Raw genomic sequence first — 12,796 nt, 5'->3', positions numbered from 1 at the left:
CGCGCACTGCCTGCACTGGTCGCACTGGCGGCGACGCCACCAAGCCCGCGCCCGCACCTGCCACTACCAGCGACAATCCACCCGGAAACGATAAAGATCACCTTCTACGGCTGGAGTACTAGGAGTGCCGATAGCTCGGGACGAAGAGGTGGCGCGTACCCGGACTGAAGTGTTGGGCGAGAGTGAAGCGGGGGTCTCGCGACCCCCAGCCCCCGCGGGCCGGAGCGCACACCCGCGCGAAGCGGTCTGTCACAGCGTCTCGTCGTTCGCGCGGGCGCGCCCTCCGGGACGGTCGGCGTGCTAACGGGGTGCTAACAACGGGGTTGGATCGGGCTGGACGGTGGTGGATGTGCGGGAAGGGCGTGGCCAGGTCAAGGGACGGATGTGGACGATCCTGGACTGTGTTGATCTTGCTACGGATCATATGACGCCTACTGCCCACTTCCTCATGTCGCCAGCAGAAGCCGGGGACGGCCACTCAACGTGATCACGAAGCTCGTATCCCTGGTCCGACTGGCATCATGTGCCCCGCGGCTCTGGCGTTGGCTGGGTATGCCACCAGGTCAAACCGCAATCGAGGCATCCATGGTCACCGCTCTGGGCGCCATCGAAGTCCATTCGTTCCTTAGCCGTCCTTGGGTGTTCGCATCGAGGTGAGCCAGCGTCCTTCCATCGCTGCTCGATCGCTTTCAGTTCGCTGAGGTAGACCATGCTTCCCTCCGATGTGGGTTTCATCTGCGGAATCAGGACGCTTAGCGGGATGCGTTGGTTGGCTAGCGGGCCCGTGCCTCCACGCTGGTTGAGAAAGCGGAGTGTGCCGAATACGGGCCCAAGTTCGGTATCCGATCGGCGTAAGCTCAGGTCGGAGGAGTTGGGTGGGTGGACTGTGGATCCGCTGAACTGCTGGTCCGAGCCGATCGGCTCTGTGCTGTCCTTCTTTGCCGGCCAAGGTTCGTCAGGGCCGCAGAGTAGGTTCGGGGGACCTGCTGTTGGAGAGGGCCTGTGCTGATGAGTGTTGTCGACCGTGCAGAGCTGGTTTCGGTGCTCGTGAAGGCTTTGCGGGCCGAGCAGTGTGAGCCCTTGCGGCTGGAGTACGGTCCCCAGGTCGACTACGACCTCCTGGTCGAGGCCATGCGCGAAGCCATGGACGCTGTCGGCCTTCACCAGGGCATCAGGACACGCTGGGATCCCACGAATCCAGCGTCGAGCACGTACATGGAGATTGACGTGCGCGGCCAGACTGTGGTCTCTGTTCAGGTGCGCGAGCTTGGGCGGCCACCGATCCCCAGGAAGGTCATCCGTGCCTACGAGCAGGCACACGGCATGTCCGACTCTGACTGAGAGACCAGCCCGCTCCCATGCGTTGCTGGTCAGCATGGAAGTACAGCAACGGCCCTTGACGACAGCTCACGCAGGCTCACGGCGGCACACGTTGCGAGCTGGACGGGGCCGTAGCGGGGCTGGAATGCCGGTGGTTCGCATCCAGGTGGTCACCGACACCGGGCCGAGCAGCGCAACCGGCGCGCCTGACGGCGGAAACACTGAGGTAGAGCCAGTGAGGGTGACGGCAACCCTGACGGCAACGTCGGCCACCAACCCCATCTATCGGCACACGTCTACCACCGTCTGACCTCGGTGGACGGGACGGCGGCAGGGTGGTTGCCACTTCTGAAAAGCGGAAGGTCGGCGGTTCGACCCCGCCCCTGCCCACCACCCTTGACCAGCGAAAACGCCCCGGAGCCAAACGGCCCGGGGCGTTTTTGACGACAGCGCTGACGACAACGACCTCAGCCGAGCGCATCCCCCAGCTTCCGAAGCGCCGCCCGCTTCTCGTCGAGGGCCGCGTGAGCGTAGATCGTCATCGTCACCTCGATATCGCTGTGCCCGACGATCTCCCGGACCACGTGCGGCGGGACGCCCAGGTCCAGGAGCAGCGAGACGCACGTGTGCCGCATGTCGTGGAGCCGCATCTCCCCAAGGCCAGCCGCCGCACGGATTCGTCCCCAGCTTCGCCGGAGGTTGTCAGGCTCCATAGGCGTCCCGAGGCGGGATGGGAACACAAGCCCGTGATCCTGCCAGTTCGGCCAGGCGCCCGCCCGTTCGGCATCCTGCCTCACCCTGTGCTCGCACAGCGCCGTGACGCAAAGGTCCGGCAGCGGGATGGTCCGAGTCGAGTCATCGGTCTTGGGCGGGACGAAGCGGAGTTCGCCGGCCACCCGCTGGAGCGTCTGGACCACTTCGAGCTTGGCGTCTTGGATGCCGGTTTCCGCACAGTGCGGGCACGCCTCACCGTCCAGGGTGCCGCCCTCTCCCCCGCAGACCCGGCAGGGCGTGAGCGTGATGTCCTCCCAGCGCAGCCCGAGCAGTTCCCCACGCCGCAGGCCCAGGCACAGCGCTAGGACGTACAGCGCGTAAAGCCGCTCGCTGTGTGCCGCCTTGAGGACGGCCCGCGCCTCGTCGACCGCCCAGCCCCGATTCACCTTGTACTTGGGCGTGGTCACCGTGACGAGCCGGGCGACGTTCCGCGTAAGGACCTCCTCCCGGACGGCCGCCTGTAGCGCGTTCCGCAGCACGGCTAGAACGAACTGGACCATGCGCACCGAGAGCCGGGACTCGCAGCACTCCCCACCCTTGAGAGCGCAGCACCGCGGCTTGTCGCGCTGCGCGTCCCATCCGTGTCGGCAGCACTGGCACGCCTGGCGGACGTTGGTGATGAAGACCCGCACATCACGCGCCGTGAGCTTGCCGAGCCGCTTCTTACCCGGCCCAGGCACAAGGTGGAGGCGGACAACGCTCTCGTAGCCCTGGACGGTCTTGGGCCGCCGCTCCACCCGCACGACGTGCTCCAACCAGTACGCGAGGTATTGCTCAACAGTCCAGCTCACCGAGGCGACCGGGATACCGTCGTCAGCCTGCGCCTTGAGCTTGACGTACTTGGCGTGGCACTCGTCGCGGGTCCGGCCGTAGACACTCACGCGCTTGATGGTCCCGGCCGTGGTGGGCATGAAGACCTTGGCCTCATACCGACCGTCCTTGCGCTGGACGATCGTCCCCTCACCGTTGGCCCGTCGACGAGCCCGAGCCTTACGCACCTTGCGGCGTTCCGGCTCCTCAGGTGTAGCAAGCGCGGTCTTGATCATCAGGCAGCCTCCTCGGCAAGCAGGTCCAGGCATTCGGCGAGAGCGTTGGCGGGGACGAGACGGCGACGGCCGATCTTGACGGTCCGGAGTTGGTTGGAGCGGATGAGGTTGTAGAGGGTCCAGCGGCTGACGCGGAGCCGTTCGGCGGCTTCATCGACGGTGAGGACCAGTTCGGTCAAGCTGCGCTCCCTTGGGCGGTGACGGTGGGACTGAGCGGCGGCAGAGGTCTCCCGGTAAGCGCGGCGGTGAGAAGTGCTTCGCCGGGGGTGAGCCCTTGGCCGAGGTAGCGCCAGTGCGCGATGACGAGGACCTGGTCCTCGTCGGTGAGCGGCAGCCGCCCCGTGGTGATCTCGTGTTGTTGCTGGTTGTGGGCGATGCGCGCCTCACGGAGGGCGCCGAGGGTGGTGGAGTAGGCGCGGCTCTTGGTGGAGAAGTGGCCGCGGAAGCCGAGCATGTGTGCCCAGTCGGTCAGCCGCAGTTCGGCGAAGTCGTCGAGGGCACCCAGGCGGAGGCATTCGGCGATGAGTCGCCGGGCATGGCCGGTGACCGGCAACTCGCCAAGGTCATCGGTAGCCCGAATCCGCCGGTCAAGGGTGCCGACGCACTCCGCCGCCTTGGTCGCGTACTTGGCGATGTAGCCCGCCACCGCCCGATCGGTGAGGTCTCCGGACGTGGTGATGGGGCGAATGTCGAGCTGTGTCCCCCCACTCGTGTCTCTGAGCCGGAACGCCGTTGACGGCCGGGGAGATGGCGGCGACGGCGCCGCGCGCATGCGTGACCGCGCCACCGGCGTATCGATCATCCTGGCCGGCCCCGTTCGTCACCGAGCTGAACACTGCCGGCTGGTTGCCCCGCCTCACCCACCGCTGCCAGGCCCGAGGCGTTGAGGTCGCCGCCATCTGGGTCCATAGCGATCTCGACACCATGCACGAGTACATCGAGGTCCGAGACGCCCCGCGCGATCACTGGAAGCTGTCCCACTGGGACGAGTACACCAGCACCCTCAACACCGACGAGCCGCCGCCGGGCGTTCACCACACCATTGACAACCGTCTAGGCGCAGCCACCAGCCTCGCCGACCAAACCCGCGAAACCCTCCGCAAACTCATGGCCTGATCCCTGGGGCATGGCCGCCGGTCTTGAGACCATCGACGCGTGAGCGGAACGCCTTCACGAGCAAATCAGCTGGCTGGCTATCGGCGAGTCCTGGAAGCAAGGGGACGCCACACTCCACCCGAACGGCTCCACGAACTGGCAGAAGACCCGCTTCCCGCCGTACGAATCGCGATCGCAAAGAACCCGCAGACACCGCCCCAGGTCCTACGACGCCTTGCCGACGACGAACACCCAACCGTTGCGTGGAACGCGCTGCTACGCCCTCAGATGCCCGAGACCGGCCTACGCCGACTCGCGGAACTGGAATCCCGAAACCACGGCCGACGAAACCTCGCACTCCGCGAAGCCATCGCCCACCATCCCAACGCCCCCGAGCCACTACGCACCGAGCTGACCAGCACGGGAACCTGCCGCGACGCGATCACCTGCGCCACCATGAGGGCAGCCCTCAGCAGAGCAGCCAACCCCGGATGAGACCTCCGATGTTGTTGGGACGTCAAGCCGCTTCCACCATCTCGGCTGACGTGGGCTGCTGAGATGATCCCCATATCCACCGCGGCAAGGAGAGCATGTGGCCGAACTCAAGGTGACTTATGACCAGCAGGGCAACGCCGCCTACATCTACTTCGAGGACCCTGCCCAAGCCGGAGCGCCGGGGTCGGCGGTGAAGACTTACCCGTGTGATCCCATCGCCGTCGACGGCATGATCAACCTCGACTTCGACGAGGAGGGGCGCGTCATTGGCATCGAGATCCTTGGCGCCCGCTCCAAACTGCCGCCGTACCTGCTCGGCACCGCCGAACGCCTGGATCCCTGACCAGCGAAGCCACTCGGATGAGACCTCCGATGGCGCTAAGGCGTCGAGCGGCTGCGGAAAGTGGCGGGGGGGGGGAATGCCTTGAGTGGGTCGTAGGTCTGGCGTGTTTGGAGGCAGTGGTGGAGCTGTCCGAGCATGCGGTTGAACAGGTGCCGTAGTGCGGCGGGGTGCTTGTCGCCGTGGTCGCGTCGTTGCTGGTAGTGGGTGCGCGCGGGCCCGGTTTTGGAGGACGCGCAGAACGCCCATACGGACCCTGTTGCAGCCAGCTGGTTGTTCTTGACCGAGCGACGGGTGATGGAGACGCTGCGCCCGGGGGCGCGGGTGATGGGTGCCGATCCGGCGTAGGCCTACAGCGCGCGGGCGTGTCGGTGAACCAGGCCCGGTCGTCGCCGATCTCGGCCAGCAACCGGGCCCCGAGCTCGTCGCCCAGGCCGGGGAAGCTGGTGATGATCTGGTAATCGGGGTGCTGGGCGAATGCCTCGGCGACCGCCTGGCCGAGCCGGTCGACGTTGTCGCGTTCGGCGTCCAGGACGGCCAGCAGCGCGCGGGCCTGCTCGCCCATCGCCTGTTCGACCAGGGGCGGCTGGTGTAGTTGCGGCTGCCGCAGGGCCTGCTGAATCCGTCGGGCCAGCTGGTCGATCCCGCGCTGCCGACCTGCCCGGCGCAATGCCGCGGTGATGCGGGTTCGCGGCAGATCGGCGGCCGCCGTCGGCGTGAGCGCGATGCCGAGCACCGCGCGAGCGTCGCGGCCGGCCAGGTTGGTGGTGCGGTCAGCGAAGGCGGCCAGGAAGGACGGGAAGTACTCGCGCAGCAGCGAGCGCAGCGCGTTGGAGGCACGGGTGCGGCGCCGGATGGCGTCCTGGTGGGCGCGGGCCAGCACGGCGATGGCGCGGGCCAGGTCGGTGTCGGTCGGCAGCGGCCGGTGAGCGTGGGCGTCGGTGCGCAGGATCCCTGCCAGCGTCATCGCGTCGACGTGGTCGGACTTCTTGCGGGCGACCGAATGGCGCTCCCGATAGCGGGCCACCGCCATCGGGTTGATGGCGAAGACCTGCCGGCCACTGCCGCGCAACGCGGCCACCAGCAGCCCGCGCAGCGTTCGATCGCCACCGGCGATCGGATCGTCGGGGTCATCGCCGACGTCGGCGAGCAACTGCAGCAGCTCCTCGAACCCCTCGACGGTGTCGCTGATCCGGCGTTTGGCCATCAACTGGCCGGCCTCGTCGACCAGGGCGACGTCGTGGTGATCCTCGGCCGAGTCGATCCCGCAGAACGTTCTCACCCGGAAGCCCTTCTTCGGACAGCCATGACCCGTCGATGCAGGTGGCGGCCTGGCTGGGACGCGCGGCGCTCTAATCACAAGGCTCGCTGGCCTTCCCTCCGATGGAGCCGTTCGCGATCCCAGCGACCCGCGCGGGTCCCAGTCTCATCCGGAAGCTCGAAGGCTCGGAACTTTCTCAGGGATCACCGCGCGGGCGGCTCGAACCACGACCAGCACCCTGCCGCACCCGCCAACACGGCGGAGCGCATCTGCCGGAACCGCCACCGACCATGTCTAGTCCCAGGAGATGCTTGACGTTTTGGTCCCAGGACATGCTTGACGGATGCTCTAGGAATCATGGGGCGGCCTTGCGGGGCCGGTGAGCCTTGATGCTGCGGACGGGCTGGGTGGTGGTCCGCCGGACGGTCCGGGTGTCGTCGTCGCCCAGTTCGATGGACAGGGTGGTGTCGGCGACGTGGATGGTGACCACCCGTCCGGCGTGCAGACGGCCCAGAGCGACCTTCTGCCCGGCGACCATGACGACGCCGGTGTTGCTGGCCCGCCGCTGCACGGTGATCGGCTCGGTCCGTGGCCGGGGCGGTGGCCCGGCCCGCCGCAGCCCGCGCAGCGCACGGACCCGATCGGGAGTGAACGGGTTGGGCCGCGTCCGCAGCAGCTCCCGCGAGTGCAGGTCGAAGAACATCAAGGTGGCCGGTTCGATCCGGATGCCGCCCCCGGCGGCCGCGCAGGATCTCGGCGGCCAGCACCAGCCGGCCGCCCAGGCCGACGTTGCCGTCCTTGTTGACGGTCCGGTCGACCTCGACCGCGTCCCCATTCTCGGCGGGCGGCAGCGGCGGCGGGCCGGCTGCGCGGGCCCCGCGGGCGGCCAGCGTGGTCAGGTCGGCAGTGGACAGGTGCGAGCGCACCGACTTGATCCGGGCCCCGGCATTGAGTAGGTGAATGACATCGGTATCGGCCCAGAACGTCACCGTGACGCCCGCCTGGGCGGGGCCGAGCCAGAACTGGCGCCCGGCCACGAACATGTTGCCGCTGGCCGGGACGGTCCGATCGAACTCCACCGCCCCGCCGTTCCACACCTTGATCTCGGCGGCGGCCGCCACCGGCACATCGGTCGCGGCGGGTTCGGGGACACCGGCCGGTTCGGTGGCCGCTGGGACGGCGGCCAGGCGGATCGCGGCGGGCAGCCGCAACGGCAGCAACTCCTGCTCGTCTTGGGCGGCCCGGGTGTCGAACCGGTCGGCCGGGCAGGCCATCCCCAGCGCCTGATGAGGACGGAGCGTGTCGTAATCCACCCGCCAGGCCGCCACCGCCTCCCGGGCCGCGGGCAGGTCATCGAAGGGCACCGCATCATCCAGCAGTTCACGCCGCATGCTCTGATGGAACCGCTCGACCTTGCCCGTCGTGGTCGGTGAACGCGGCTGAGTGAGCCGGTGCACGATGCCGTTGTCGCGGCAGATCCGGTCGAACAGCACCTCACCGCCCCGCCCGAACCGGTCGGTGAACTGCTTACCGTTGTCGGTCAGCACCTCGGCCGGCACCCCGAACTCACCCAACGCGGCAGCGAAGGCCAGGCACACCGCCCGCCCCGTCGCCCGCGGCACCACCGAGGCGATCACACAGAACCGCGAATGGTCATCGACCCCGGTCACCACCTTGCACTCGGTCCCGTCCGCCAGGAACACCCCGCCGACGATGTCCATCTGCCACAACGCCATCGGCTCATCACGCTCCCAGCGACGGAACTCCGCCCGCCTGCGCCGCCGCCGGCCCGGCTCGATCAGCCCATGCCGCACCGGCGCCCGATGCACACCCATCCGCGAGGGCACCGGCTCCACACCCAGCCGGGCGATCTCGTGCACGATCCGCAGCGGCCCCCACCGCGGATGCTCCCGCCGCAACTCACACACCACGGCCTCCACCCGCGCGCTCATCTGCCCAGGAGAGGACACCGGACGCCTGGACCTGTCGGCCAGCCCCGCCAACCCCTCGGCGCGATAACGCCGCACCCACGCATGCACGCTCTGGCGCGACACCCCGAACCGGGCCGCCACCTCGGTCACCGGCACACCCGCCTCGACCTCCAGCACAGCCCGATACCGCTGCTCAACCACCGACAACTCGACCAGGGCCAATCCCGGCCTCCCTGACACGCGACGCCCGCAAACGAACACGCGACAGCCAAGCCGAACAGGCACCTGTCAAGCATCTGCTGGGACAGAGGTGTCAAGCATGTCCCGGGACAGCACAAACCGCCACCGACCACCCTGATTAGAACTTTTTCCACGTCTTCAAGGGCGCCCCGCGTTGCGGGGCGCCGGGCGGCCGACCGGCCCCGGGCCGGGCATGCGGCCTCTGCGGGCCGACCCCCGTCCCGAACCGACCGGCCGCCCACACGGCACACCATGAAGCGGAGCAAGCCTCATACCGTACGCTTCTCGAGCCGAGTCATCCCCAGCCGCTCGATCGGCTCGGGCGATTACGGCCGATTCAGTGCGGCTGTGCCAACTGGTACCAGAACCGCAGCAACATCCACTGCCCGCTCGCCCTTACAAAGCAAGTAGCGATCGGGGCGCTGGGAATGTCAGTAGTTTGTGGACACTATCTGGGTGCCAGATTCTGATCTTATTCAGAGGGTTCGTTACTGTGGGTTGGCCCCTGTTCGGACTTCTGGTCCGGTGTGGCGCGGGCCGACAGAGGTGGCCACATCAGTCGGCGATGCGTCCGTCGGAGACTGGCATTGTCGCGGATGCGGGCCGCTATCATCCCAACCTCCCTATGCCACAGGACAGCTATACAGGGGATGCTGACCGCGACCATCTTGGTCCCCAGCCGGGTCAGGCGAACGCTCCACACGGCCTTCCACTTGGGATACGGCCGCCGGTCAGGCGGGAGCGTTGGGATGATCTCATCCCAACGCTGCTGGATCTGGCGTCGGTCGGTGGCCGATAGCCCGCCCCTGCCCAGTCGTGCGGCCAATCTGTCCAACTCGTCCTCGTCCCCCGGAACAGCGAACACTGGTCCGGTTGCCGTACAGGACAGCGGTTTTCCATCAGCTACGTTATAGAAGCCCGACTCGCCCGGTTTGCACGACTCACCGGGGTGTGCGAACCCGATCGTGGAGGCATCCTTGATCTCATCGCCCATCACGCCGCCCTGCGAAAGGGATACGAAGCCGACCACGAAGAGGCCTGCGCAGCCGTATTTGGCGATTATCACCAACAAGCGAAGTGAACGACGCATGCCCCTACCTTCGGCAGCGGACCATATCCGGTATTAAACATTCTGGTACGGTGACAAGGGTAGCGAGGCATGGCCGGGACCTGTCCCGAGACAGCCCATCTCCACATTAGGGCGCCGCGACGGATAAGGCCGTGACGATCGCAATGGGCGGTTGCGCGCCGTACGGGGTTGGGGCGATCGACTGCCGCCCCCGCTTCCGTTCCTCGGGCTGTGAACGGCCCTGCGGTACCGGTCGGGTTACTCCCTATCACGGTGGTTCTCTCGCAGGTCAGCGCGACTGCTGTACAGCACAGAAGTACAGCGACACCGCCGTCGGCAACTGTCGTGATCACACGCCATCACACATCGGAGCAAGGTGAGGCGGCGCCGACCATGATCCCACCGAGAGTCCGGGACGAAGCGTCGGGTATCCAGCCGAGCCGGTTGAGCGAATCCGAAGCGGGGTCTCGCGACCCCCAGCCCCCGCGAGTGTGCCGTTGAGGAGAGAAGGACCCAGGTCAGACAGGGGCGTAGTGTCATTAAGGACGGTGATCAAGGGTCAATCGCCGCTACTTGCGATACCCACGAATGCCAGGTCGGGAAGGGTGACGGCCGAGCCGCGATGGTTCCCAAGCCGACAGCTTCGTCTCGACGGCGAAGCCCCACGATCGCCACTGCGTGATTGAGCACCGCGCGGGGTTGAGGGCGATCGCTGCCGCGCGGCTTCCGAGACTCACGTGTGCCGCATGTCGTGGAAACGCATCTCGTCGAGTCCCGCCGCTTCCCTGATACGGCCCCAGCTTCGCCGTAGGTTGTCCGGCTCCATGGGCGTGCCGAGGCGGGACGGGAACACGAGCCCGTGATCTTGGCAGTTCGACCAGGCGTCCAAGGCTTCGGTCTGCTGCCGGATCTTGTGCTCGCACAGGGCCGTGATGCAACAGCGCCGGAAGGGGAACGGCCCGCTTGGAGTCGTCTGTCTTGGGCGGGACGAAGCGCAGCGCTCCCGCGACCCGTTGCAGTGTCTGGACCACTTCCAGCGTGGCGGCTTCGATGCCGCTTTCCTCGCAGCGCTCGCACGCTTCACCGTCGAGTGTGCCGCCCTCGCCGCCGCACGCCCAGCAGGGCACGAGCTTGACGTCCTCCCACCACAGGCCGAGCAACTCCCCACGCCGCAGGCCGAGGCCGAGCGCCAGGACGTACAGCGCATAGAGCCGCCCGAGCAGCCTGGAGCACGTCGCGCGCCTGGTCGACGGTGAGCCCACGGCGCTGGGCACGGCTGGTTCAAGATCATGATGTGAGGGCGGGTGCCGGGTCGGTTTGGGAACGTGTGCGGGCCCGGAGGAACCAATGCGCGGCGATCAATGGGATGACGCCGACGGGGTACCAGGCAACATCAATGAGGTCGAACTGGGCGCCCAGCAGCTGACGCGCAAACCAGCTGCGTTGGGAGAGTGCCGCAGGTATGGGGGTGAGCTGTGCGAACTCGATGAACCAGCAGTATGCGATCGCGGCACTGCCGGCGGACAGTGGGGAGATCAGCGGCCATATGCAGATCACTATCGTGTAGACGATGGCCGCGGACAAGGCGGCGCCTGAATATTGTTCGATGGGCCCGTCCATCGCGGCACGGATTGCGAAGGCCGCGACTGCAAAGCCAGCTGCCGAGACCACCATCAGCAGCCGAATCCAGCGCACTACGAGCGACATGACGCAATGGTAGGCGACAGCGCAACTAAGGTGGCAGCTGGTCTGCTGAGCTTGGACGCGCCGCAACCGCATCGTTTCCCATGCCGAAACGCGACCCGATGAGTCTTTCACTCGGCGCGAACGTCACCAAGCAGCGCGTCCAGGCCAGCTGCTCGACGAGATCCGCTGGGCGGGACCACATACGAAGCTGCGGGATATGCGCGGGATGGTTCGGCGGCCACGGGGCGCCGATATCGGTTTCCGCGCTGGTCAGAGGGGGAGTGCCCTGAGAATCCCCCACGGGCTGTAAATCCGACTGCCCAGTCGGGCGGACCCGCCCGGTAACACTGGTGAGCCAAGCCCTCAAGGGCCGACGGAGGCCGTGAGCGAGCGAGAAGTACCGCAACAGAGTCTTACGAGTGCTGGCACCGGCGACCGAGCGCACATGGTTCTACCTGCGATGACGGTGGTGATCGTGGGGCGGCCGGTCTCTTGTGAACAGAAGGTCAGGGGTTCAAGTTCCCTCGTCGGCCCCACGTCGAAGCCACCTCAGTTGCCGGAAAGGTGCTACCGCGGTGCCGGCAAGACCCCCGCCAGGTGTACCGCTCATCAGTGAGCGGGTGGTCTGGGCATGGCGTCTGGAAGAGCCCAGGCCGGTGGTCCGACGCCGCGGATCCTCACGGTTGGGTTGATCAGATATAGGCGGTACACCAGGTCCCGGAAGTCCGCAGAGACGATTCCGGTGATTCGGCCCTTGCGGAACCCCTGTGACGTGGGTCAGGGAGGTAGATCACGGCCTGCCACATCCGAAACCCTCCGCCGTTCCAGCGGACCCGTGCGAGGCCGAATCCCCCGCGGGCGACTGCGGAGACGCTGATCTCGGTCAAGCACCGCACATCTACATCGATGTGCTGCCCCAGTCCGGTGACGGTCAGACGGCCATCGCTCGACAACACCACGTCCCGTTTGAGGATGACGTTCGTGACAAGAATCGACACAACGACCACGGTCGAGGAGGTCAGGTAGGACGGAGCCAGCCAATACAGCGGAAGCAAGACAGACGCCACCACAACCGCGACGACCACAGAGATACCCACCGGCAGGTAGGCCCGATAGTGAAGAGAAGTCCTGCCCGCGTTGCCACTCTGTGTCAACGGCGCCCACTCCATCAGGTCTGGGACCCCCGAAACATCAGCCTGACATCCCACAGCACGCTCGACAATCCCCGGTTTCCTGGGGTAGGAGGTGCGTACCTGATGTGAGCCGAAATTGCGTTCCTGGTCGGCTTGTCCTCAGATTGTGAGGGCTCGCGGCGTACGCTGACTCCCCGGCCCGGTTACCCGGTTACCGTCGAAGCATGGACGCGGCGGAGGTGAGTGGACAGGTCTGGCGGGATCAAGTGCGCCAGCGGGGAACCGTCTAGCCTCGATCTTTCACAGCGCCGGTTGGGTCGTGTGGCGGCCTGACCGGTTTGTGTTTTCTGGTGGTGGTCAGGTCGGTGGCCCGGATGTCGCTCCGGGTGGGCGGGGTTCCACGGCC

8 protein-coding genes and 2 pseudogenes are annotated in these 12,796 nt (G+C 66.9%); 4 read left to right on the top strand and 6 right to left on the bottom strand.

The features are described from left to right. Window positions 1-1,008: 1,008 nt before the first annotated feature. On the top strand, window positions 1,009-1,341 hold the full coding sequence (locus ACFPZN_RS54520) for a hypothetical protein (protein WP_378293023.1): 333 nt from the start codon (window positions 1,009-1,011) through the stop codon (window positions 1,339-1,341). Window positions 1,342-1,787: 446 nt separating this feature from the next. Here the strand turns inward: ACFPZN_RS54520 and ACFPZN_RS54515 are convergent, their stop codons facing one another. Genes ACFPZN_RS54515 through ACFPZN_RS54505 form a run of 3 tightly spaced genes read right to left on the bottom strand, consistent with a single transcriptional unit; the run spans window position 1,788 to window position 3,912 of the window. After that, window positions 1,788-3,140, bottom strand: coding sequence for a tyrosine-type recombinase/integrase (locus ACFPZN_RS54515; protein ID WP_378293022.1), 1,353 nt, complete (start codon window positions 3,138-3,140; stop codon window positions 1,788-1,790). After that, on the bottom strand, window positions 3,140-3,319 hold the full coding sequence (locus tag ACFPZN_RS54510; protein ID WP_378293021.1) for a helix-turn-helix domain-containing protein: 180 nt from the start codon (window positions 3,317-3,319) through the stop codon (window positions 3,140-3,142). The genes ACFPZN_RS54515 and ACFPZN_RS54510 overlap by 1 nt, the downstream gene beginning before the upstream one ends. Next, a complete protein-coding gene (locus ACFPZN_RS54505) occupies window positions 3,316-3,912 on the bottom strand; it encodes a replication initiator (protein ID WP_378293024.1) in 597 nt (198 codons plus the stop codon). Before ACFPZN_RS54505 ends, ACFPZN_RS54510 begins: the two co-directional genes overlap by 4 nt. Between ACFPZN_RS54505 and ACFPZN_RS54500 the strand changes: the two genes are divergently transcribed. The 3 genes from ACFPZN_RS54500 to ACFPZN_RS54490 all read left to right on the top strand — a co-directional run bounded on the left by ACFPZN_RS54500 (window position 3,888) and on the right by ACFPZN_RS54490 (window position 5,073). Further along, window positions 3,888-4,256, top strand: coding sequence for a hypothetical protein (locus tag ACFPZN_RS54500; protein WP_378293025.1), 369 nt, complete (start codon window positions 3,888-3,890; stop codon window positions 4,254-4,256). The two genes, ACFPZN_RS54505 and ACFPZN_RS54500, sit on opposite strands and share 25 nt — an antisense overlap. Before the next feature lie 39 nt (window positions 4,257-4,295). Next, a complete protein-coding gene (locus ACFPZN_RS54495) occupies window positions 4,296-4,730 on the top strand; it encodes a hypothetical protein (RefSeq protein WP_378293020.1) in 435 nt (144 codons plus the stop codon). A gap of 97 nt (window positions 4,731-4,827) precedes the next feature. Beyond that, window positions 4,828-5,073 (top strand): DUF2283 domain-containing protein, encoded by a 246-nt coding sequence (locus ACFPZN_RS54490; RefSeq protein ID WP_378293019.1) that lies wholly within the window; start codon window positions 4,828-4,830, stop codon window positions 5,071-5,073. Window positions 5,074-5,108: 35 nt separating this feature from the next. Here the strand turns inward: ACFPZN_RS54490 and ACFPZN_RS54485 are convergent. The 3 genes and pseudogenes from ACFPZN_RS54485 to ACFPZN_RS54475 all read right to left on the bottom strand — a co-directional run bounded on the left by ACFPZN_RS54485 (window position 5,109) and on the right by ACFPZN_RS54475 (window position 11,278). Further along, window positions 5,109-6,352: pseudogene (locus ACFPZN_RS54485) on the bottom strand (IS110 family RNA-guided transposase). 334 nt (window positions 6,353-6,686) lie between these two features. After that, window positions 6,687-8,469, bottom strand: a pseudogene (locus tag ACFPZN_RS54480) (IS481 family transposase). Window positions 8,470-10,858: 2,389 nt separating this feature from the next. Further along, the gene (locus tag ACFPZN_RS54475) at window positions 10,859-11,278 is read right to left on the bottom strand and encodes a ribosomal maturation YjgA family protein (protein WP_378293018.1); all 420 of its coding nucleotides are present in this window, start codon (window positions 11,276-11,278) and stop codon (window positions 10,859-10,861) included. Window positions 11,279-12,796 lie beyond the last annotated feature (1,518 nt).

The sequence above is a fragment of the Actinomadura rugatobispora genome, assembly GCF_042656285.1.
GTDB lineage: Bacteria > Actinomycetota > Actinomycetes > Streptosporangiales > Streptosporangiaceae > Spirillospora > Spirillospora rugatobispora.
This window is presented reverse-complemented; position numbering and strand designations above follow the sequence as displayed.

Coding starts and splice junctions, on each gene's coding strand:
- ACFPZN_RS54520 (WP_378293023.1), top strand. CDS start 1,009: ATGAGTGTTGTCGACCGTGCAGAGCTGGTTTCGGTGCTCGTGAAGGCT.
- ACFPZN_RS54515 (WP_378293022.1), bottom strand. CDS start 3,140: ATGATCAAGACCGCGCTTGCTACACCTGAGGAGCCGGAACGCCGCAAG.
- ACFPZN_RS54500 (WP_378293025.1), top strand. CDS start 3,888: ATGGCGGCGACGGCGCCGCGCGCATGCGTGACCGCGCCACCGGCGTAT.
- ACFPZN_RS54505 (WP_378293024.1), bottom strand. CDS start 3,912: ATGCGCGCGGCGCCGTCGCCGCCATCTCCCCGGCCGTCAACGGCGTTC.
- ACFPZN_RS54475 (WP_378293018.1), bottom strand. CDS start 11,278: ATGTCGCTCGTAGTGCGCTGGATTCGGCTGCTGATGGTGGTCTCGGCA.